General features: G+C 50.7%; 18 protein-coding genes and 3 tRNA genes. 19 read left to right on the top strand and 2 right to left on the bottom strand.

Translation table 11 applies throughout. The features are described 5' to 3' along the window. Positions 1-99: 99 nt before the first annotated feature. Positions 100-1,731 (bottom strand): electron transfer flavoprotein-ubiquinone oxidoreductase, encoded by a 1,632-nt coding sequence (locus ACFO3I_RS05280; protein WP_377332520.1) that lies wholly within the window; start codon positions 1,729-1,731, stop codon positions 100-102. Between the two features lie 213 nt (positions 1,732-1,944). Here ACFO3I_RS05280 and ACFO3I_RS05275 point away from each other — a divergent pair, with 213 nt between their 5' ends. The 19 genes from ACFO3I_RS05275 to ACFO3I_RS05185 all read left to right on the top strand — a co-directional run bounded on the left by ACFO3I_RS05275 (position 1,945) and on the right by ACFO3I_RS05185 (position 18,103). Further along, entirely contained in the window at positions 1,945-2,694 is a 750-nt protein-coding gene (locus ACFO3I_RS05275) for an electron transfer flavoprotein subunit beta/FixA family protein (RefSeq protein WP_377332338.1), read from the top strand. Then, positions 2,694-3,620, top strand: coding sequence for an electron transfer flavoprotein subunit alpha/FixB family protein (locus tag ACFO3I_RS05270; protein WP_377332336.1), 927 nt, complete (start codon positions 2,694-2,696; stop codon positions 3,618-3,620). Before ACFO3I_RS05275 ends, ACFO3I_RS05270 begins: the two co-directional genes overlap by 1 nt. 181 nt (positions 3,621-3,801) lie before the next feature. After that, positions 3,802-4,221, top strand: a complete 420-nt coding sequence (locus ACFO3I_RS05265; RefSeq protein WP_377332334.1) for a hypothetical protein — start codon at positions 3,802-3,804, stop codon at positions 4,219-4,221. Positions 4,222-4,239: 18 nt separating this feature from the next. Further along, the gene (locus ACFO3I_RS05260; RefSeq protein WP_377332333.1) at positions 4,240-5,664 is read left to right on the top strand and encodes a DNA recombination protein RmuC; all 1,425 of its coding nucleotides are present in this window, start codon (positions 4,240-4,242) and stop codon (positions 5,662-5,664) included. Between the two features lie 48 nt (positions 5,665-5,712). After that, positions 5,713-6,891, top strand: coding sequence for a class I SAM-dependent methyltransferase (locus tag ACFO3I_RS05255; RefSeq protein ID WP_377332331.1), 1,179 nt, complete (start codon positions 5,713-5,715; stop codon positions 6,889-6,891). A 129-nt stretch (positions 6,892-7,020) separates the two neighbouring features. Continuing rightward, positions 7,021-7,097 (top strand) — tRNA-Met (locus ACFO3I_RS05250). Between the two features lie 127 nt (positions 7,098-7,224). Continuing rightward, positions 7,225-7,301 (top strand) — tRNA-Met (locus ACFO3I_RS05245). Positions 7,302-7,369: 68 nt separating this feature from the next. Then, positions 7,370-7,457 (top strand) — tRNA-OTHER (locus ACFO3I_RS05240). Between the two features lie 369 nt (positions 7,458-7,826). Beyond that, positions 7,827-8,258 (top strand): YeeE/YedE family protein, encoded by a 432-nt coding sequence (locus tag ACFO3I_RS05235; RefSeq protein WP_377332329.1) that lies wholly within the window; start codon positions 7,827-7,829, stop codon positions 8,256-8,258. Beyond that, complete coding sequence (locus ACFO3I_RS05230) at positions 8,255-8,692, top strand: DUF6691 family protein (protein WP_377332328.1); 438 nt, start codon at positions 8,255-8,257, stop codon at positions 8,690-8,692. The genes ACFO3I_RS05235 and ACFO3I_RS05230 overlap by 4 nt, the downstream gene beginning before the upstream one ends. Before the next feature lie 77 nt (positions 8,693-8,769). Further along, a complete protein-coding gene (gene rlmKL, locus ACFO3I_RS05225; RefSeq protein WP_377332326.1) occupies positions 8,770-10,893 on the top strand; it encodes a bifunctional 23S rRNA (guanine(2069)-N(7))-methyltransferase RlmK/23S rRNA (guanine(2445)-N(2))-methyltransferase RlmL in 2,124 nt (707 codons plus the stop codon). Continuing rightward, positions 10,893-11,117 (top strand): glutaredoxin family protein, encoded by a 225-nt coding sequence (locus ACFO3I_RS05220; RefSeq protein ID WP_377332325.1) that lies wholly within the window; start codon positions 10,893-10,895, stop codon positions 11,115-11,117. Before rlmKL ends, ACFO3I_RS05220 begins: the two co-directional genes overlap by 1 nt. Positions 11,118-11,123: 6 nt before the next feature. Then, positions 11,124-13,031, top strand: a complete 1,908-nt coding sequence (uup, locus tag ACFO3I_RS05215) for an ATP-binding cassette ATPase Uup (protein WP_377332323.1) — start codon at positions 11,124-11,126, stop codon at positions 13,029-13,031. Positions 13,032-13,044: 13 nt separating this feature from the next. Continuing rightward, on the top strand, positions 13,045-14,688 hold the full coding sequence (locus ACFO3I_RS05210; RefSeq protein ID WP_377332321.1) for a DUF3466 family protein: 1,644 nt from the start codon (positions 13,045-13,047) through the stop codon (positions 14,686-14,688). 217 nt (positions 14,689-14,905) lie between these two features. Beyond that, the gene (gene rmf, locus ACFO3I_RS05205) at positions 14,906-15,088 is read left to right on the top strand and encodes a ribosome modulation factor (RefSeq protein ID WP_377332320.1); all 183 of its coding nucleotides are present in this window, start codon (positions 14,906-14,908) and stop codon (positions 15,086-15,088) included. A gap of 158 nt (positions 15,089-15,246) precedes the next feature. After that, the gene (locus tag ACFO3I_RS05200) at positions 15,247-15,777 is read left to right on the top strand and encodes a YaeQ family protein (RefSeq protein ID WP_377332318.1); all 531 of its coding nucleotides are present in this window, start codon (positions 15,247-15,249) and stop codon (positions 15,775-15,777) included. Positions 15,778-15,885: 108 nt separating this feature from the next. Further along, positions 15,886-16,803, top strand: coding sequence for an oxygen-dependent tRNA uridine(34) hydroxylase TrhO (gene trhO, locus ACFO3I_RS05195; RefSeq protein ID WP_377332317.1), 918 nt, complete (start codon positions 15,886-15,888; stop codon positions 16,801-16,803). Between the two features lie 179 nt (positions 16,804-16,982). Beyond that, positions 16,983-17,531 carry a cytochrome b gene (locus ACFO3I_RS05190; protein WP_377332316.1) on the top strand — a complete coding sequence of 183 codons (549 nt, stop codon included), beginning with the start codon at positions 16,983-16,985 and terminating at the stop codon, positions 17,529-17,531. Next, complete coding sequence (locus tag ACFO3I_RS05185; protein ID WP_377332314.1) at positions 17,531-18,103, top strand: YceI family protein; 573 nt, start codon at positions 17,531-17,533, stop codon at positions 18,101-18,103. The genes ACFO3I_RS05190 and ACFO3I_RS05185 overlap by 1 nt, the downstream gene beginning before the upstream one ends. A gap of 57 nt (positions 18,104-18,160) precedes the next feature. Here ACFO3I_RS05185 and ACFO3I_RS05180 read toward each other — a convergent pair whose 3' ends face one another. Further along, positions 18,161-21,109, bottom strand: a complete 2,949-nt coding sequence (locus ACFO3I_RS05180) for a TonB-dependent receptor (protein WP_377332312.1) — start codon at positions 21,107-21,109, stop codon at positions 18,161-18,163. Between the last annotated feature and the right edge of the window lie 11 nt (positions 21,110-21,120).

Here is a 21,120-nt window from a genome sequence, read left to right as displayed (position 1 = left end):
GGTAACGGAACTGGCAGGCAAGCATGTAAATAGAGCGGGATCAGAAGTGAGTTTTTTGTTAGGCCTTCTGACTTCTGATCCCGTTTCCCTGACCGTGACTTACATATTCGGGTAGTTGGGGCCGCCTGCGCCTTCCGGCGTGACCCATTGGATGTTTTGTTTCGGGTCCTTAATGTCGCAGGTTTTGCAGTGAATGCAGTTCTGCGCATTGATCTGCAATCGTGCTTCGCCACTGTCCTGGCCAACAATTTCATACACTCCGGCAGGGCAATAGCGCTGCGCCGGTTCGTCGTACAGGGCCAGGTTGACCTGAACCGGAATAGAACTGTCAGAGAGCTTCAGATGGCAAGGCTGATCTTCTTCATGGTTGGTGTTAGACAAATACACAGAAGACAGCCGATCAAAGCTCAGAATACCGTCAGGCTTGGCGTACTGGATGGGGTCAGATTCGCTGGCCAGTTTAAGACTCTGGTGATCTTTACCCCAATCTTTGATGGTAAGTGGCAGTTTACCGCCGAACAGGTTTTGGTCCAGCACGTTAAATGCACCACCCATCAAGGTGCCGAATTTATGCAGGGCCGGGCCAAAATTCCGGCTGCGGAATAACTCGTCAAAGAGCCAGCTTTGTTCGAAGTGACTGGCAAATTCGGTGACATCATCGGCACCGCGACCTGCTTGCAAGGCGCTGAACAGAGATTCAGCTGCTAACATACCGGACTTCATCGCCGTATGGTTGCCTTTAATTTTTGCAAAGTTGAGGGTGCCAGCGTCACAACCTACTAACAGTCCACCAGGGAAGCTCATCTTGGGCAGGCTGTTGTATCCGCCTTTGGCAATGGCGCGGGCACCATAGCTAACCCGTTTACCACCTTGCAAATACTGCTTCAGTGCAGGGTGTTGTTTGTAGCGCTGGAATTCTTCGAATGGGCTCAGGTGCGGATTGCTGTAGTTCAAATCGATAATCAGACCCACCACCACTTGCTGGTTTTCAGCATGGTACAAATAGCCGCCACCGCCAGTGTTGATATCCAGTGGCCAGCCCGCACTATGCACCACCAGACCCGGCTGATGCTGTTCGGCTGGAATATCCCAAATTTCTTTAAAGCCCAGTGCGTAATGCTGTGGAGTTTTCCCTTCATCCAACTGGAATTGCTGAATAAGCTGCTTACCTAAATGGCCACGGCAGCCTTCTGCGAATACCGTATAGCGAGCGCGTAACTCCATCCCCGGTGTAAAGCTGTCTTTAGGCTGACCGTCGGCGCCAATACCCATATCGCCGGTCACAATGCCTTTAACGACATGGTCTTCAATAATCAGTTCAGCCGCTGGAAAACCAGGGAAAACTTCTACTCCAAGAGATTCGGCTTGTTGTGCCAGCCAACGACAGACATTGCCCATCGAAACAATGTAATTGCCTTCATTGTGCATGGTCTTAGGCACCAACCAGTTCGGCATGCGGGTGGCTTTCTCGGCGTTATTCAGCAAATAGATATGGTCAGTACTGACAGCGGCAGTAATGGGGGCACCCATACTTTGCCAGTCAGGAAGCAGTTCATTTAAGGCGCGCGTTTCTAATACGGCGCCAGATAAAATATGAGCGCCAACTTCTGAGCCTTTTTCTACAACGACTATTTGTAAGTCAGTGCCGGCTGCTTTTGCTTGTTGCATCAGGCGTATAGCACAACTTAATCCAGCAGGGCCGGCGCCCACAATGACTACATCTACGTCCATTGATTCACGTTCGATCACGACCCACCCCTGAGTTAACAGGCCTCTGCACAGGCACTGGAAAATACTGTTGTTCTTGTATTGGAAGAATTCTTTGCTTAAGGGTATTTCAGGTTGACGTTAACGTCAACAGTAAGTAGATTGGGCGTCGAAAAAGGGTAGAGCTTTACCTTCACGTCAACCTGACGTTCTGACGCTGCGGCCAATGAGGTTTATATGAAAATTTTAGTTCCGGTAAAACGGGTCATTGATTACAACGTAAAAGTGCGGGTAAAGGCCGATCAGAGCGGAGTGGATTTAGCCAATGTCAAAATGGCACTGAATCCGTTTTGTGAAATTGCGGTGGAAGAAGCGGTGCGCTTAAAAGAAGCGGGCGTTGCCACGGAAGTGGTGGTGGTGTCGATTGGCCCTGCTGCTGTGCAGGAACAACTGCGCACTGCTCTGGCGCTGGGCGCTGATCGGGCTATCCAGCTTGACACTGAATTACAGCTGGATTCGCTGCAAGTGGCGAAACTGCTGGCCAAAGTAGTGCAGGATGAACAACCTTCGCTGGTGATTTTAGGTAAACAGGCGATTGACTCCGACAATAACCAGACTGGCCAGATGTTGGCTGCATTAACTGGCATGGGTCAGGGTACTTTTGCGTCAAAAGTTCAGGTAGAAAACGGGAAGGTCAAGGTCACCCGCGAAATCGACGGCGGCCTGCAACAGGTTGAACTGACGTTGCCAGCAGTGGTATCGACAGACCTGCGTTTGAATGAACCACGTTACGCGTCACTGCCAAATATTATGAAAGCCAAGAAAAAGCCGCTGGACGTGAAAGCCGCTGACAGTTTTGGCGTGGCGCTGACCAGTAAGGTCAGCACCTTAAAGGTGACAGCGCCTCAAAGCCGCAGTGCCGGAGTGATGGTGAGCTCAGTCGACGAGTTAGTAGCGAAATTAAAACAAGAAGCGAAGGTGATCTGATGGCTATTTTAGTAATTGCAGAACATAACAATCAGCAGTTAAAAGCCGATACGGCCAAAGCGATCAGTGCAGCCACGCAGATTGGCGGTGATGTTCATGTGCTGGTTGCAGGCCAGGGCTGTGATGCTGTAGCTCAACAAGCTGCCTCGTTGCAAAGCGTCAGCAAAGTGTTGGTGGCAGACCAGCCTTGTTATCAGCATCAGCTGGCCGAAAATGTCAGTCTGCTGGTGGCTGAGCTTGGCGCGAACTACAGCCATATTCTTGCAAGTGCTACCACCACGGGCAAAAACTTCCTGCCTCGGGTGGCCGCTTTACTGGATGTGGCACAGATCTCCGACATTATTGCGGTAGAAAGTGCCGACACTTTTGTCCGTCCAATTTATGCCGGTAATGCCCTTGCCACAGTGCAAAGTGCCGATGCGATTAAAGTAATGACAGTGCGTTCTGCGGCCTTTGATGCGGTGGCTGAAGGCAATAGCGCGCCTGTTGAGCCAGTTACTGCGGTGAAGGATGCAGGCGTTTCCAGCTTTATCAGCGAAGAGCTGACTAAATCTGAACGTCCTGAGCTGACTGCTGCACGGGTGATTATTTCGGGCGGCCGTGGCATGCAAAACGGCGAGAACTTCAAGTTACTGGACGGTATTGCCGACAAACTCAGTGCCGCTATTGGCGCGTCACGTGCCGCTGTAGATGCCGGTTTTGTGCCTAATGATATGCAGGTTGGTCAGACTGGTAAGATTGTGGCGCCAGAGTTGTATATTGCTGTCGGTATTTCCGGCGCTATTCAGCATCTAGCCGGTATGAAAGATTCTAAAGTGATAGTCGCCATCAACAAAGATCCGGAAGCACCGATTTTCCAGGTGGCTGATTATGGTCTGGTGGCTGACCTCTTTACGGCGCTCCCAGAGCTCGAAGCGAAACTCTAAATCAGAAAAGGCCGGAACTCCCGGCCTTTTTTATGTACAGGACGTACGGTATGCCGGAATAGCAGGAACATTAAGTACATCATTTGTTTACAAAATATTTCTTTTCAGCCAATGCAACTTTATGTCAGTCTGATCCCACTGATAACAAAGCAAAAAATACTGGCAAAGAAGGACGTAGTTTATGTATAAAGCCGCACTGATTGCGATGTTAATGGGGTTATCTGCCTGCGCCACTGTGCCGGAAAATTCCAATGTTTTAAAAACTCAACTGGACGGTCCTCTGGCGCAGCTGCAGCTGGATACCCGACAACTGCAGTTACGGTTGGACAAGCTGACCGAAGACAAAAGCTGCAGCCATGACAATCAATGCAAGGTGATCCCGGTGGGAGCGCGTCCTTGCGGTGGTCCTGAGGTCTATATGCTGTATTCCACAGGGCAAACCGACGAAAAAATGCTGCAGTACACGGCGGAGCGCTATCAGCAGTTAAAACGTAAACAAAATGATAAGTTGGGACTGGTATCGACCTGTCAAATGCTGATGGCACCTATGGCCAGTTGTCAGCAGTCTCAATGTGTGTTCGATCAGGGGGATGTCCGCTGATCAGCCGGAGCCCTAGTTATGACGGATAATCTGTGGGCGGTGGCCGTTGTCGCCGCCGTTTTATTTCTGGCCACATTGCTATTGGCGTGGAGGCTATTGCAACAACGCCAGCAGTTGGCCTTGCAGCAGCAACAGCTGCATCAGTTGCTGCTGATTGAGCAGGAACATAAAACACTGCGCCAGCAGTTACAGCACAAAGACACTGAATTCAGCCGGGTACAAAGCCAATACCAACAACTGCAGCAACTCTGGCAGGAGCTAAAGCAACAAAGCGCACTGCAGCAGCAAAACTACCAGCAATTGTTACAGGACCATAGCGCCTTGGCTACCAGCTTGCGCGAGAAACAACAAAGCTTTGCTGAGCAGCAGGCGTTATTGCAGTCGAACAAGCAGCAACTGAGTCTTGAGTTTTCCCAGCTGGCACAGCGGATTTTTGACGAGAAACAGCAGAGTTTTCAGGGGCAGCAGCAGCAACTGCTCGGCCAGCTGCTGACACCTTTCCAGCAACAACTGGATGCCTTTAAAACGAAAGTCGAAGATATCCATCTGAAGGAAAGCCAACAGCAAACCTTGTTGCAGCATGAACTGGGGCAGTTGAAACAGCTGAATCAGCAAATGACGCTGGAGGCCCATCAATTGGCTACTGCACTGAAGGGACAGAAAAAAGCTCAGGGTAACTGGGGCGAGCTGGTGCTGGAGAATGTACTGGAGCGTTCAGGCTTGCGTGCAGGTGTCGATTATCAGCGGGAAGTCAGCCGGCAAAACCAGGAAGGCGATCGCCAGCGCCCCGATGTCGTGGTGTTCCTTCCACAGAATAAACATTTGATTATTGACGCCAAAGTCTCGCTCAACGCTTACACGACCTATATCAATTCCGAGGATGACGCTGAGCGTGCTGTGGCACTGAAGCAACATATTGCCGCCATTTCGGCACGTATCCAAGAATTGGCAGAACGAAATTACAGCAAACTGCCGGGCTTCAATTCGCCCGACCTGGTGTTTATGTTTGTGCCGGTTGAATCAGCCTTTGTTGATGCGCTGCGCTCGGACGAACGAATTTTCCAGCAAGCGCTGAACCAGAATATTCTGGTGGCCACACCGACCACCTTATTAACCAGCCTGAATATTGTGCGGCAGTTATGGCGCTTTGAAGAGCAGCACAAACACAGCGCTGAACTGGCCAAACGTGCGGACAATTTGTTTAACAAGCTACGCACTTTTTTACAGAGCTTTGTCAAAATTCGGGAAAACCTGCAACGCGCGCAGGACGCTTATGAAGCGGCCGAAGGGCAGCTGGTCAACGGCAAAGCGAACCTGGTCAAACAGGTCAATGAGTTTAAGTTGTTGACGCCGGCCATTCAGGCGGAATTACCGGAATATTTTACCGAGAAAGCCGAGCTGGAACTGGAGATAGACCCAAAGCTGGCAGACAGGCTGGAGTAAGGCCGGACAGATCTTTATACTGGCGCGCTTTGAAAGCAGGGGGCAGTTGTGGCGGATTTTCAATTAAACGACTTCACAGACCGGTTACACCAGGCGTTACAGGCGCAGCAATGGCAAAAGCTGGTGCTGAGTAAATACCAGGGCGATGACGCCGCCTTGCAGCGCGTTGAAGTGCGGCCTGTGCAGTTAAAAAGCCCAGTGCTGAGTTTTTTATACCGCTATCAAACCCGCGATATCACCAAAAATTACAGTTATGACGAAGGTCTGGCACTAGTCTCGACCTTATTAAGCGCTGATTTTAAAGCGGCTCATTTCAGCAGCGTTGCTGCTGATGTTCAGTTAGGGATCAGTAAAAAAGGCAAAATTCTGCTGTCTGAACATAAAAAGACCGACCAGAGCGGCAAAGCAGACCTGGTCAGCCATAACAAAGAAAAGCTGCGCTATATCAACCAACATGCGGCCTTCCTGCAAAAGCTGGGGGTCACAGATGCCAGGCATCAGGTGATCCCGGCCATGTCGCGTAAGTGGAAGCAAATCAATAAGTTTATTGAAGTCTTTGCTGCGGCCTTGAAGCAGACAGAGTTGCTTAAACGCTCCCCGTTGCAGGTAGCTGATTTCGGCTCAGGCAAAGCCTATCTGACGTTCGCCTTACACCATTACCTGACGGAACAGTTAAATGCCAATGTCGACGTCATAGGTGTGGAGCTGCGCCAGGAGTTGGTGGATTTATGTAATCAGACCGCACAACAACTGCAGTTAGCCGGTATTCGCTTTGAGCAGGGCGATGTAAAGCACTATCAGCAGACCGGGCTGGATGTGATGATTGCCTTGCATGCCTGCGATACTGCCACCGATTACGCTATCCACATGGGCATTCGGGCTGGAGCTTCTGTCATCCTGTGTTCGCCTTGTTGCCATAAACAAATCCGGCCTCAGTTAAAAAGCCCTGCGGTATTGGCCCCTATGTTAAAACATGGCATTCATGCGGGTGAGCAGGCTGAGATGCTGACCGACAGCTTGCGGGCCTTGCTGCTGGAAGCCAATGGTTACGATACCCAGGTGTTTGAATTTATCTCGCTGGAACACACCAGCAAAAACAAAATGATCCTGGCGGTGAAAAATCAGGGCACCAAAGCATCAGGGTTGGTTCTTGAGCAAATTCAGCAAATTAAGTCTTTCTATGGCATCAAAGAACACTGCCTGGAAAGTCTGTTGCAGCAGAGTTAGCCTGAAAGGGCTGCAAATCTGCTGCAACAACAGGCAGATAGTTTAATTATTCGGCAGTCAGTGCGACTTTAGAAATTAAGCCTTGCACGAATGAAATGAAAGCTCTACTATGCGCCCCGCAAACACGGACGCGGGATGGAGCAGCCTGGTAGCTCGTCGGGCTCATAACCCGAAGGTCGTCGGTTCAAATCCGGCTCCCGCAACCAATTCGCAACTGAGTTCTAAAGTAGAAAGCTCAACGGGCTCCTCTTTATAACCCCGAAGCGAAGGGCGCTGGTAAAAACTGGCTCCCGCAACCAATTAACATCGTACGAAGTTTGCAAACACCACGGACGCGGGATGGAGCAGCCTGGTAGCTCGTCGGGCTCATAACCCGAAGGTCGTCGGTTCAAATCCGGCTCCCGCAACCAACAAATCAACCAGCTTTATGCTGGTTTTTTTGTGTCTGAAATTTGTTGAAACGCGAACGTGGCGTAGATGTCGGATGGAGCAGCCTGGTTGCTCGTTGGGCTCCTCTTGATAACCCCGGGCGAAGGTTGTCGGTTCAAATCCGGCTCCCGCAACCAACAAATCAACCAGCTTTATGCTGGTTTTTTTGTCTCTGAAATTTGTGATTGCCACTTTACGATATGGACATGGCTCACTCGTGCCGTCCGTCGGGCTCCTATTGATAACCCCGGGCGAAGGTCGTCGGTTCAAATCCGGCTCCCGCAACCAACAAATCAACCAGCTTTATGCTGGTTTTTTTGTGTCTGAAATTCGTCCGTCCAGGTACCTAACCATATTAAGCTGGTATGTTTTAGCTTCAATTCCAGGAGCGAGTTGGATTTTTTGATCAAACCCGATTCAGACTGAGCGGTATCTAACGACACAAACTTGCTTTATATTCCATTTGTGAATATGCTTATTCCATAATTAAATATGAGGTGATGCAAATGATCGATTGGAGCTCCTTTACCCCTTGGACCTCCCTGGCGGGAGGCGTGTTGATAGGGGGCGCTGCGGCCTTACTTTGGCTTGTGAATGGCCGGATTGCAGGTATTTCCGGTATTTGTGGCGGTTTGGTAACCAACTTGTCGCAGGTGCAATGGTGGCGACTGGCTTTTGTTGTGGGCCTGGTGGCGGCGCCTGCCTGTTGGCAGTTGCTGGCGCCTTTGCCAGACATCCGCATGCAGGCATCGCCCGTGATGTTAGCCGTGGCTGGGTTAGTGGTTGGCATGGGCGTGCAGTTAGGCTCGGGTTGTACCAGCGGGCACGGCGTCTGCGGTATAGCCCGTTTGTCGAAGCGCTCCATTGTGGCAACACTGATCTTTATGGGCATGGCCATGCTGACGGTCTTTGTTATGGCTAACCTGGGGGGCGTATGATGAAACAGCGCATCAGTTCAGCTATTTCAGCATTTGCCGCGGGTCTGGTGTTTGGCTTCGGCTTAATTCTGGCGGGGATGGCCAATCCGGCCAAGGTGCTGGCGTTTCTTCATGTAACAGGGGATTGGGATCCATCTTTGGCGTTGGTGATGACGGCGGCCATTCCTGTTGCCATGCTGGCCTTTTGGTGGAGCAAATCACGACAACAACCGGCGTTGGAGGATGATTTTCACTGGCCGCAAGCCAGTCAGATTTCACCCGCTTTATTGGTTGGCAGTGTCTTATTTGGCATTGGCTGGGGCCTGGCCGGAATATGTCCCGGGCCGGCGCTGGTGCTGCTTGGCGCGGGTTTTAGCGATGCGGCGATATTTATTCTCTGTATGTTGCTTGGGATCCGCCTGGCAGGCCCGCTGAAGAAAAAGCTGGAAAGCTAAGATCTACCAGAAAACAGCAGACTCTGTTCCAACGGCTTCTGCTATACTGTGCGCCGTTTTTGATACAGGCAGATTTTATGTTGGAATTCTGGGCGTTAACCTCCAAAGGGGTCGAAGAGTTGTTGGCGGACGAAGTCCGTCAATGGGGCGGTGAAGTCATTAAACTGGGCATAGGTGTGGTCCGTTTTAATGCTGAGCTGAAAACAGCCTATCAGCTGTGTTTGTGGTCCCGCCTCGCCACCCGGATTTTGCGGCATTTAGCGTCAGAGCCCGTCACTGCAGATGCAGATCTGTATCAGGTTGCCAGCCATTTAAACTGGCCAAGTCAGATGCGTCTGAGTCAAAGCTTTGCGGTGGAATGTGTCGGTAAACACCCAACGATCGACAATACCCAGTATGGCGCGCAGCGCGTCAAAGACGTGATTGTTGACCAGTTCCGCCAGCAGTATGAAAAACGCCCGGACGTGGATCGGGTTGACCCGGACTTGCGTTTTCAGGTGCGGTTGGAAAAACAGTACTTCCATTTTCTGCAGGATTTTTCCGGTCCGTCATTGCATCAGCGTGGTTATCGTAAAGAGCAGGGCCAGGCGCCGTTAAAAGAGCACCTGGCGGCAGCCTTGATCAAACGCTCAGGCTGGAATTTCGACCAGCCGTTGTATGATCCGTTCTGTGGTAGCGGCACCTTATTGATTGAAGCCGTGTTGATGGCGCGGCAGATTGCACCTGGCTTAAAGCGGATTGAATTTGCTTTTGAGCGCTGGCCAGGCGATCAGGAAACCTTATGGCAGCAAGTGCGTGCCGAAGCCTTTGGCGCCCGCAAAGCGATTGCGGATGGCTGCCAGTTTATTGGCAGTGACAACGACGAGCGCACCTTACAAAAAGCGCGCAAGAATGCCGAAGCAGCCGGCGTGGCCGATTTTATTGAGTTTCGGGTGGCAGACGCCACTCAGCTGAGCGAAGTGGTGGCTGAACAAGCGGGTGTGGTGCTGACCAACCCGCCTTATGGGGAGCGTTTAAGCGATATGCCGGCGCTGATCCCGGTGTACGCAGATTTTGCCTTAGGTCTGAAGAAATTTTACCAGGGCTGGCGCTTGGCAATTATTACCTCGAGCCCGGATTTATTGCGGGCACTAAAATTATCCCGTCTGAAGACATACAAATTCAGCAATGGTCCGCTGGACTGTGAATTCACCTTATTTGACCTGACGGAAAAGCAGGTGCAAAGCAGCAGCTCGGCGCCGGCGTTGTTCTTTGCCGAAAGTGAGTCGTTTGGTAACCGCCTGAAGAAGAACCTGAAGCAGCTGGATAAATGGGCTAAACGCGAAGGCGTCAGCTGTTACCGACTCTATGATGCAGATATTCCTGAATACAACGTGGCTGTTGACTGGTACGACGGCGAGGTGGTAGTTCACGAGTACGCAGCTCCAGCCAATGTTGACGAACAAATTGCGCAAAAACGCTTGTTTGATGTGGTGAATCTGACGCCGCGTATTCTGGAGATCCCAAGCGATAAACTGATCCTGAAAGTACGTGAAAAGCAAAAAGGTAAAGACCAGTACCAGGCGCTGAGCCGGACGGGTCAGCATAAAATAGTGTCAGAATACAACGCCAAGTTCTACGTGAACCTGCGCGATTATCTGGATACTGGCCTGTTTTTAGACCACCGCACCACACGATTGTCCATTCAGCGCCAGTCGGCAGGTAAGCGTGTGCTGAACCTGTTTGCTTACACCGGCTCTGCGTCCGTGCATGCCGCGCTTGGCGGTGCCAAAACAGTGACTACCGTCGATATGTCCAATACCTATCTGGACTGGGCCAAACGTAATTTTGAGCTCAACAACCTGATTGGTAAGCAGTATCAGTTTGTGCAGGACAACGTGCTGGATTGGCTGAAAGGGTGCAAAAATCAGTTTGACCTGGTGTTTGTTGACCCGCCAACCTTTTCCAACTCCAAGCGGATGGAAGACACCTGGGACGTACAACGCGACCATTTAAAGTTGCTCACGTTGATTGGTCGGGTGCTGGCGCCTGGTGCCAAAGTGATTTTTTCCAACAACAAACGGAAGTTTAAGCTGGATGCCGAAGCGCTTCGTGAAGCGGGCTGGTCCTATAAGGACATCAGTGCTGCTAGCTTGCCGGAAGATTTCAAGCGTAATCCGACGATTCATGTGTGCTTCGAACTGACCAAGGCGGATGATTAATGCAGTTGATGAGCACCTGGGGTTGTCACTTGTGCGAAGACGCTCAGTTGCTGCTGCAGCAGGCCGGCTTGCTGCAGTACTGCCAGGTGCTGGACATTGTGGACCATCCAGAATTATTTGAGCGCTACCGCGTGCATATTCCCGTGTTGGTCGACGGTGAGCGTGAGTTATTTTGGCCATTTAATCTGATCGATGTGCAGCATTTCGGTCAGCAAACCAAGTAGAGTGTTATGGAACTGATACGTTTTCAGCAGGCCAGTCTGGCTTTTGGTACCCATCCTATTCTCGACCACGTCGATTTCAGTCTGTTCACCGAAGAAAGGGTTTGTCTGGTTGGTCGCAACGGTGCCGGTAAATCGTCCTTTCTGAAATTGCTGACCGGACATCAAAATCTGGATGATGGACAGATAGTTCGGCAAAGCAATGTGCTGGTGGCGCGTCTGGAGCAGGACCCGCCGGCTCGTATTGATGTCAAAGTGGCTGATTTTATCCGTGAAGGCGCCGGTGATCTGCCTGAGAAACTGCAGCGTTTTTACCATCTGGCTGACCACCTGGCGGACGCGTCGGACGCCGAACAGCGTGAGTTTGGCACCTTGCAGCATGAATTGGATGCTCGCAGTGCCTGGGCTTTGGAAGGCCGCATTCAGGATTTATGTTTGCAGTTTGAACTGGACCCGGAGGCCACGCTGGCCAGTTTATCTGGTGGCTGGTTACGTAAGGCGGCACTGGCCAAGGCCTTAGTGGCGGAGCCGAATGTGCTGCTGCTGGACGAGCCCACCAACCACCTGGACGTCGCGGCTATTCAGTGGCTGGAGCAGTTCCTGAAACAATTTAAGGGCGCCATCATCTTTATTTCGCACGACCGGGCTTTTATCCGCGCGCTTGCTACCCGCATTATTGATTTGGACCGGGGTATGCTGACCTCGCACCCAGGCAATTACGCTGAATATCTGGAGCGTAAACAAAAAGCACTGGACGTGGAGCAGCAGCACAATGCGCTGTTCGACAAAAAGCTGGCGGAAGAAGAAGTCTGGATCCGCCAGGGCATTAAAGCCCGTCGCACCCGCAACGAAGGCCGGGTGAGGGCGCTGAAAGAGTTACGCAAGCAACGTGCGGCCCGTGTCGAACAGCAAGGCAAAGTAGAGTTTGCCATCGAGCAGGCGCAAAAATCCGGCAAGCTTGTATTCGAGACCCAAGGCGTTACCGTCAGCTTTGATGGTGAGGCGGTGATTAAAGATCTCAACCTGCTGATTATGCGCGGCGATCGGGTTGCACTGGTGGGGCCGAACGGCGTGGGTAAATCGACCCTTATTAAAACCCTGTTGGGTGACTATCAGGCCAGCAGTGGAGAAATCAAACGGGGCACCAACCTGGAAGTGGCTTATTTTGACCAGCACCGCATGCAGTTGAACCTGGATGCCACAGTCCAGGACAATGTCGCCGACGGCAAACAGGAAATCAATCAGAATGGCCATACCCGCCACGTACTGAGCTACCTGCAAGACTTCTTATTTGCGCCTGAACGTGCCCGCACACCGGTACGGGCACTGTCGGGTGGCGAGAAAAACCGTCTGTTGCTCGCCCGCTTATTTGCCCGGCCAAGCAATCTGCTTATTCTCGATGAACCGACCAACGATTTGGATGTGGAAACACTGGAGCTGCTGGAAGATATTCTGCAGCAATACCAGGGCACTGTGCTGTTAGTCAGTCACGATCGGGAATTCGTTAATAACACAGTGACCAGTTCGCTGTATTTTGCTGGTCAGGGCCGTATTGTCGATATCGCTGGCGATTACGAAGACGTGCTGGCCTACCAGCAGCGCCAGGCGAATCAACAAAAATTGACGGAAACGCCACAGAAGTTAACAAAACAGCAGGAAGAAAAACCAAATCAGACTTCATCCGTAGCAGCTAAGAAGTTATCATACAAAGAAAAACGCGAACTCGAGCAGTTACCTGCCTTGATTGAAGAGCTGGATGCGCAAATTACCAGCTTACAGCAGCAAGTGAACGATCCTGAGTTTTTCCGGCAAGATGCCATCAGTACCCAGGCGACATTGAACCAATTGCACGAGGCTGAGTCGAAGCTCGCGCACGCTTATGAGCGTTGGGAACAATTAGAAGCCATGAATTCGTAGTCAGGGGACCCGAATGAGATTATCACCCGTAGTTTTAGCTGTACTTTCGGCCTGTGCCGTTTCAGCCAATGCGGCCGTTTACCAGGTGCAGGAATTGCCTGAGATCACCACGGTCCGCTCCCAGTTTGGTAATGCATTAAATGATAACGGCGACATCGTTGGTTCAGCAAATTATGTCTATAACCAGCCATTTGACCTGGATGCGTTGGATCTTGAATCCACTGTGGTGACAGCCGCCTTTACCACAGAAGAAATTGAAAACATCAAAATTGGTAATATCAATGCGGCATTAAACTCAAAGCTATTGAGTTTCTTTATGAACCCAACCAGTTATGAAGTGCAGCGGGTTGGCGACGTGCAGGCGTTTGACTTTGATACTGGCGAACAGGTCAAAATTCGCGATCAAGGTGAAGTGCCAACCAGTCGTGAATACTTATACGACATCAATAATCTTGGCAACGCGATAGGTATGGCGACGCCTGTGTATCAGAAACAAGATTTTACGCCTGCAGCGACAGACGATGATCCATCTCCGGAAACTGTCACCTTATGGGTACCACAAAACCCGTATCAACAAGCCTATTTACTCAATGGTGGCAGCCGCCAGGCTTTGCCTATTCCTTATGCTGAAAACGGCGGCGGTTTTTCCGTGGCGCAGAAAATCAGTGGCAACAATTACATTGCTGGTTCAGGCAGTGTGGGGATGTCGGATACTGTGGTCGAGCAGATTGAGACCAACTGTACAGGCGACAGCGCACCAATTGCTATTTGTCAGGCAAACTACGCCGGCAGTTATACTGAACGGGCTTTGGTCTGGCAACTGAACAGTTCTGGTCAGATTGGTGCTCCTGTTGAGTACGGCTTCTTGGGTCCTGAAATTAACGAAGAAGGCATCAGCCTGACCTACCTCAGCCGTGCATTATCGGTCAATAATAATGGTGTTGCTGTCGGTTACTCTTCTTACACCGACAAATCCCGGGACATTTATAACCAGGTGCATGCGACTGTATTCCATGAGGGCGAAGTGTCACCTGTCGTGGACCCGCTAGAATGGATCAGCAGTTCGGCTGTTGATATTAACAACGAAAATATTGTCGTTGGAACCGCCTATAAGAACATTAATGGCACCACTCGCAGCAAGATGTTTGTCTTTGACTACAACACCAATACAGTGAAATACCCTACAGGTTTCTTTGTCAGCTCAGGTACTATGCCAACAGCTGTCAATGACCATGGTATGGTGGTTGGTGCTGGCGAAGTGTTTCTGTCCGATTCTGCCACACGACGCCAGGTGGCCTTTCTGTATGACATTGCTGCAGACACCTTTACAGATTTGAACACCTTGCTGCCATGCAACAGTACTTACAATGTTGTTGATGCCCGCGATATCAATGAGAACAATGAAATTGTCGCCACTGTTGTGAAGTCGGTCGAAGGCCGCGATTCATTAGGTGAAGTGGTACGTGACAGCGCCGGTAACCCGGTGATGGAAAGTGTGGCCCGCACTGTGTTATTAAAGCCTGTTGCCAATGGCACAGTGGATGATTGCAGTTCTGGCAGCGATGACGGTGAAACCTATGAGCGCAAGAGTGGTAGCTCTTCCTGGCTGATGGTACTGCTGGTGCCGCTGGCTTGGATGCGACGTCGTTATTTTTAAGCAGAAAAGAGGCGGATAACAATCCGCCTCTTTTTTTATATCCTTCAATAAAAAATTTTTAAAAAATTTGCCATCAAATTGTAATGCAGTTCAGGTTGTTAGCTATTGTCAAGCCTGACTGTGGAATTAATCCGCTGGAACCTTTTTCTGTGCTCGACTATCTATAAATAAGCAACGCCAGTTGCTTGTATCAGATCAGATCGAGGAATACTCCATTATGAAAAGACAGAAAAGAGATCGTTTAGAAAGAGCCCACGCCCAGGGTTATCGCGCTGCTGTCACTGGTCGCTCCAAAGACAATTGCCCTTACCAAAACCTCGACGCCCGATGCCAATGGCTCGGCGGCTATCGCGAAGCGATGGAAGATAAATCAGTAGGTCTTTTTGCTAAAGGCCAATAATTCACCGGATTAAAGGAAACGAAGGCCCTGCAACGCAGGGTCTTCGTCGTTTTAGCGACTAGATAATTTGCTGTGTTTGGCACAGGCAATGCCGAGATTTCCGCAATCTGGCGTTCTGAACTACACTCAAACTGACTTGGAGCCAGAGCGGAGGTTGTATGCAACTGGCGAGTAAAGTAATTCGACTTGATCTGAATTACAGTTCAGAGCAAAGCCATTATTACCGCAAGACCACCACCTATCTGGCGCCTTTTAAAGAAGAAAGCGCAGAGCATTTTGCCCGTCGCATCCTGGCGTATCTGTCGTTGTTTGAACACTCTCCTGCAATAGCCCGGCAGGACGGCCGGGGCAAAAGTCCGGATTTGTATATTGAAGATCAATACAGCCAGTTGCGGCTGTGGTGCGCTGTCGATGTGCTGGATGAAAAACTGATGCAGCGCGCCAGTCACCAGGCTGAGCAGGTTTTGCTGCTGGTGGACGAGCTGGATTATCGCAAAAGCAAAGGCAGTTATCGCCGACACTTCCCCAACCTGATCTGTACCTTACTGACACATGAGTCACTGCTGAGCTTCTGTGAGATGTTGCAAGGCCATATGCAGCTTGATGTGTGGCGGGATGGCGACCAGCTGCTGATCACCGACGGTCAGCATAGCCTGGAGCTGACATTTGCTCCGACGCTGTTGCATTAATGGCGTGGCAAACCAGGCTCTGGCTTGCGTCTAAAACGTGCTTGGTTATAATAACGGCCGCTTTTTTGCCCCGGATTTGCGATCCGGCTTTTGCAGAAGGAAAATCTGATGTTTGTTGTAGCCGCTTTATATAAGTTTGTCCGTTTACCCGATTACGAAGAGTTGCGTGATGCCTTGTATCAACACCTGGTGCTGAATAAGGTCAAAGGGACCTTATTATTGGCCGAGGAAGGGATCAATGGCACCATCTGCGGTCCGCGTGAAGGTATTAATGCCATGCAGGACTGGTTTGCTAAGGACAGCCGCTTTGCCGGCATGTCTTACAAAGAATCCTTTGCGGAAACTCAGGCGTTTTACCGTACCAAGGTCAAACTGAAAAAAGAAATCGTCACTATGGGTGTGGAAGGCGTTGATCCGGCTCATATTGTCGGCACCTATGTGAAAGGTGACGAATGGAACCAGTTGATTTCAGACCCGGACACCATTTTGGTCGATACCCGTAACGACTATGAAGTGGCGATTGGCACCTTTAAAAATGCAGTGAACCCAAACACCACCAGTTTCCGAGAATTCCCTCAGTGGGCGGCCGACAATCTGGACAAAACCAAACATAAAAAAGTAGCCATGTTTTGTACGGGCGGCATTCGCTGCGAAAAGTCGACGGCTTATTTAAAAGAGCAGGGCTTTGAAAACGTTTATCACCTGGATGGCGGTATTCTGAAGTATCTGGAAGAAATGCCGGAAGAAAACAGTTTATGGCAAGGTGAATGTTTTGTGTTTGACCAACGCGTTGCGGTGAAACATGGTCTTGAGCAAGGCAGCTACGATCAGTGTTATGCCTGCCGGATGCCATTGTCTGTAGACGACATGCAATCATCGCTTTACGTGAAAGGGTTAAGTTGCCCGCATTGTCATGACAAAATCAGTGATGAACAGCGTGCCTCTTTTACCGAGCGTCAAAAACAAATTGAGCTGGCCAAAGGTCGTGGCGAGCAGCATATCCGCGACGGGAAAGTAGAGTTCTAAGTCGCTACAACAGATGAATAAGGAGCCCTTGGGCTCCTTTTTTTTGTCTTAAGTTTTTAGAGGAAAACAAATTGGCACATTTATTCTATAAATTAGAACTAAATAAGCTAAATTTAGCGATTTAAAACAATAAAACGAAAAGATAAGCTGAATCATCTGACAGAAGAGGATAGTACCGAATGAAAAGCTATAGCCGGCTGCAAATCAGCCTGCACTGGATAGTTGCACTGGTCGTAGTGGGCTTGTTCGCTTCAGGCTTCTGGATGGTTGAACTGACCTATTACAGCCCTTGGTACAAGACAGCGCCATTCTGGCACAAAAGTGTCGGGGTCGTGTTGGCTGCGCTGGTCGTCTGGCGTCTGCTGCTACGGCTGAAAAAGGGCGCTGTTGACCCTGTGCCTGGCCATAGCAAGCTGGTCACCCAAAGTAGCCATCTGGCACATGCGCTGTTGTATTTGTTGTTGGTGGTGATTGTCAGCAGTGGTTACCTGATTTCGACGGCTGACGGCCGTGGTATCGATGTTTTTGGCTGGTTTGAAGTGCCAGCGCTTGGGCAGTTATTTGATCAGCAGTCCGACCGAGCTGGCTTAGTACACCAATTTGCGGCTTACAGCCTAATTGGATTTGCGGTTGTCCATGGTCTGGCGGCGCTGAAACACCATTTTGTAGATAAAGACCTGACGTTAAAACGTATGCTTAGCTCAAACTTAAACGAGGAAACAAAGTAATGAAAAAATTAATTCTGGCAACTCTGTTGTCTGCAGCTATGGCTGCTCCAGCTTTACATGCAGCTGATTATGACATTGACACCAGCGGTGCTCACGCCTTTGTTAATTTCAAAGTCAGCCACTTGGGCTACAGCTGGTTGCATGGCCGTTTCAATACCTTCAAAGGTACTTTCAGCTATGACGAAGCCAAGCTGGCTGACGCAAAAATCCAGCTGGAAATTGACACCGCCAGTGTGGATTCAAACCATGCCGAGCGTGATAAGCACTTACGCAGCGCAGATTTCCTGCACGTCGACAACTTCCCAAAAGCCAGCTTCAGCAGCACCAAAATCGTGCCTAAAGCAGACGGTAAGTTTGATGTAGTTGGTAACTTCACCTTCCACGGTGTGACCAAAGAAATCACTATCGCCGCCAGCAAAACCGGTGAAGGCAAAGACCCTTGGGGTGGCTACCGTGCTGGTTTCCAAGGCACTACAGAAATCAAACTGACAGACTTTGGTATTAAAAACATCTTAGGCCCAGCCTCAGAAAGCATCTATCTGGATCTGGTGGTTGAAGGCGTACGTAAGTAAGAGCACGATAGAATAAAGCCCCGAAATGGGGCTTTATTCTATCGCTTAAACGAGCGTTCAGAAGCGGTAGCGAGCGCCTAATGTGTACCTGGGACCGTATTGACGGGCAAACAGGAACTGTTCTTTAAAGCGGCCATAACCGCGTTCCGTTTCATCCGTCAGGTTGATGCCTTCGGCAAAAACGGTCAGTTCATCCGTCAGCTCATAATTGACGCTGAAGTCCCACTGGCCATAATTTTCGGCAAATTGCGGCGGCGCATCGGCGGAGCCTTGTGACTGACCCACACCAATCAGGTATTCATCCCGCCAGGCGTAGGTTAATTTGACCGATAAGCCGTCACGCTCGTAGAACAGTTGAGCGTTGGCTGAATCGCTTAAGCCGGTGAGTGGAGCCTGTTGTTGCAGGCTGTTGACGTCAAATTTCACATCGCCATCGACAAAGGTGGCATTGGCGCCAAAGCCAAAGCCAGACTCGCCAAACAAGTGTTGCACTGCCACTTCAAAACCGTCGACCGACTTTGCATCGGTATTGGCTGGCTGACTGATTTGCCAGACTATCAATGGATCGGCCGCATCGGGTTCTATTTTGCCGTCCGCATTGCCGTTGCCATTGGCCAACATCTGTTCAAAGATGGCGGTACTGGTGGCCTGTTCGCCACGCGCCTCAATGTCCCGCACTGCCTGCTGGTAGCGTGGGCCATTCAGAATGTCGTGCAAGCCTTCGATGGTGGTTTCTGTAATGGTGGTTTGAATAAAGTTGTCGACGTCTTTGCGGAAATAGCCGATGGCGGCATAACTGCCTTCGGCATAGTAGTATTCCAGCGTGAAATCCAGGTTGGTGGATTCAAACGGCAGCAGGTTGGTATTGCCCTGGCTGCCGCTACGAGAGCCCGGTTTCGGACTGCCACTCAAGGAACGCCCGCCTGCTAAAAAGCCCAGTGGCGCTCTGGAAATGGTTTTGCCCCAGGAAAAACGTGCCACCAGCTCGTCGGTCAGATCTGCTTTCAAATCAAACATCGGCAGCAAGACATCATGTTTGCCTTGTTGCTCCAGGAAGTTGTCTGTGCCACCTTGCTCGTACTGGGTGATCCACTCCGAAGGGCTTTCCCAGTTGACCTGAGTTTCTACCCGTTGACGCACTGTACTGGTGACGTCGGTTTCTTCGTAACGCACGCCAATGTTAAATTGCAGCGGAATGGCGGCAACTTCGGTATCCCACTGCGATTGCAGGAACAGGCTATTGGTCACTTCTTCGACATAACTTTCGCTGTCAATGCCGTCGAAATAAGGATCGATGGAATAAACGTCAGCGCCCATCACATCTTCGGTCAGAAAGGCCAGTTGACGTGCCAGTGCTTCGTCAAAGTCGTAGCTGTAGTAGTAATGCGGATTGAGGCTGCCCATGTTAAAGCTATCAAGGAAGCCGTCCGTGCTATGCCGGATAAACATCTGATCCGGAAAAATTTGTGGGTAAGCCGGGTTAAAGCCAGGTCCACCACGCAGTCCACTCCAGCCTGAATGGCCTCCCATGGTTTGTTCAGTGCGGGCGGCGCCGAATTTGACATTCACCAATGGGATTTGGAAATCATTGTTGGTCCATTGCCCGTTCAGCTGCAGCTGTTCAATGCTGGTTTCGCCGGGAGAATGGGTAAACTGACTGAAGTTGGAGTCAATTTCTCCTGCTGCCAGTTCATTGGTGCCGTTTTTCCACAGGATCCAGGCTTGCGGTACATCGCCGGTGCGGTAATCGTAGTATTTAGTGATCAGCTGATCGGAACCTAAAATGATTTGGCCCTGACTGCCCAGGCCTTTGTCGGCTCCATTGTCGGCTTTGTTGTTGGAATCGTGGTAGTCCAGCTCAAACTGCCAGTCGGCATTGGCAGTCCAGTTAAAGTTCACCCCAACAGATTCGGCTTTAATTTCTGTGGTGCCACGGTTGGCCGTGAAGGAGCCGTCATTACCGCCTATGTCGGCATACACAGCCGTGCCGTTTTCATCCAGCTCATAGGCATTGATATTGCCACCAAATTCGTTCCAGACGCCCCAGCCAATACTTTCGACGCCAGTCACTGCATTGCTGGCAGTGTAATCCAGCGTCGCGACAAAATTGTCGGTGGGAGCAAACTGCAGGGTCAGCTGGCCATTGGTACGCTCACGTTCAATATCTTCAATGCCGTAGTTCATATCTTTAGGGAAATAGTAATTCCCCAGCTTCTCGCCATCTGCGCCTGTGGCTCTGCGGTCGACCACAAACTCAGGGTCCAGGTCGGGTAGGGCCACATTAGCCTGCCAGCCCTGGATATTGGCTTGTTGCTTTTGAAAATCGCGTTGTTGATGGGAGAACGAAAACGCGATGCCGTAGCGCTCATCGTCAAAGGTGTTGCTGTATACAGCTGCAAACTCTGGCGTGACGTCTTCGCCGGCGACATTGGAGCTGTCATACAATCCTTTGGCAGACACTGAACCGTGCTGGCCCGGATTGGACAGCGGTTTAGTGGTAACGATGTTGACTGTCGCTCCTAAGCCACCGCTAGGGTTCTCCGCCCGGGCGGTTTTTTGGATCTCCAGCGCGCTAACCCCTTCGGACGACAGGTTCTCCAGGTTAAAGGAGCGGGTATAGCCGGTACCCGGCATCTGGCGGCCGTTTAATGTAATAAGGTTAAAATCCGGTCCGAATCCACGCACGGTAATTTGACTGCCTTCGCCATTGGATCGGCTGACCGAGACACCGGTGATCCGCTGTAAGGATTCGGCCAGGTTAGTGTCCGGGAATTTACCCATTTCTTCGGCCGAAATTGCATCCACCACGCCATTGGATTCCCGTTTCATATCCATGGAGCGGATCAGGCTGCCACGGATCCCTTTGATCTGAATCACTTCAACATTTTTTTCTTTCGATTCTACCGTCGCTTGCTCTTGGGCATGTACTGCGGGGAGAGGCGCCGTTGCCAGGACCATGGCGACAGCAACTGCCGTCTGGCTCAACGTAAATTGTTTGATTTTCATAATTAAACCTG

Origin of the sequence: Rheinheimera marina (assembly GCF_042654345.1) — a bacterium.
Taxonomy (GTDB): domain Bacteria; phylum Pseudomonadota; class Gammaproteobacteria; order Enterobacterales; family Alteromonadaceae; genus Pararheinheimera; species Pararheinheimera marina.
This window is presented reverse-complemented; position numbering and strand designations above follow the sequence as displayed.

Excerpts from the sequence above, each read along its gene's own strand:
- ACFO3I_RS05280 (WP_377332520.1), bottom strand. The coding sequence starts at position 1,731 with ATGGACGTAGATGTAGTCATTGTGGGCGCCGGCCCTGCTGGATTAAGT.
- ACFO3I_RS05275 (WP_377332338.1), top strand. The coding sequence starts at position 1,945 with ATGAAAATTTTAGTTCCGGTAAAACGGGTCATTGATTACAACGTAAAA.
- ACFO3I_RS05270 (WP_377332336.1), top strand. The coding sequence starts at position 2,694 with ATGGCTATTTTAGTAATTGCAGAACATAACAATCAGCAGTTAAAAGCC.
- ACFO3I_RS05265 (WP_377332334.1), top strand. The coding sequence starts at position 3,802 with ATGTATAAAGCCGCACTGATTGCGATGTTAATGGGGTTATCTGCCTGC.
- ACFO3I_RS05260 (WP_377332333.1), top strand. The coding sequence starts at position 4,240 with ATGACGGATAATCTGTGGGCGGTGGCCGTTGTCGCCGCCGTTTTATTT.
- ACFO3I_RS05235 (WP_377332329.1), top strand. The coding sequence starts at position 7,827 with ATGATCGATTGGAGCTCCTTTACCCCTTGGACCTCCCTGGCGGGAGGC.
- ACFO3I_RS05230 (WP_377332328.1), top strand. The coding sequence starts at position 8,255 with ATGATGAAACAGCGCATCAGTTCAGCTATTTCAGCATTTGCCGCGGGT.
- rlmKL (WP_377332326.1), top strand. The coding sequence starts at position 8,770 with ATGTTGGAATTCTGGGCGTTAACCTCCAAAGGGGTCGAAGAGTTGTTG.
- ACFO3I_RS05220 (WP_377332325.1), top strand. The coding sequence starts at position 10,893 with ATGCAGTTGATGAGCACCTGGGGTTGTCACTTGTGCGAAGACGCTCAG.
- uup (WP_377332323.1), top strand. The coding sequence starts at position 11,124 with ATGGAACTGATACGTTTTCAGCAGGCCAGTCTGGCTTTTGGTACCCAT.
- ACFO3I_RS05210 (WP_377332321.1), top strand. The coding sequence starts at position 13,045 with ATGAGATTATCACCCGTAGTTTTAGCTGTACTTTCGGCCTGTGCCGTT.
- rmf (WP_377332320.1), top strand. The coding sequence starts at position 14,906 with ATGAAAAGACAGAAAAGAGATCGTTTAGAAAGAGCCCACGCCCAGGGT.
- ACFO3I_RS05200 (WP_377332318.1), top strand. The coding sequence starts at position 15,247 with ATGCAACTGGCGAGTAAAGTAATTCGACTTGATCTGAATTACAGTTCA.
- trhO (WP_377332317.1), top strand. The coding sequence starts at position 15,886 with ATGTTTGTTGTAGCCGCTTTATATAAGTTTGTCCGTTTACCCGATTAC.
- ACFO3I_RS05190 (WP_377332316.1), top strand. The coding sequence starts at position 16,983 with ATGAAAAGCTATAGCCGGCTGCAAATCAGCCTGCACTGGATAGTTGCA.
- ACFO3I_RS05185 (WP_377332314.1), top strand. The coding sequence starts at position 17,531 with ATGAAAAAATTAATTCTGGCAACTCTGTTGTCTGCAGCTATGGCTGCT.
- ACFO3I_RS05180 (WP_377332312.1), bottom strand. The coding sequence starts at position 21,109 with ATGAAAATCAAACAATTTACGTTGAGCCAGACGGCAGTTGCTGTCGCC.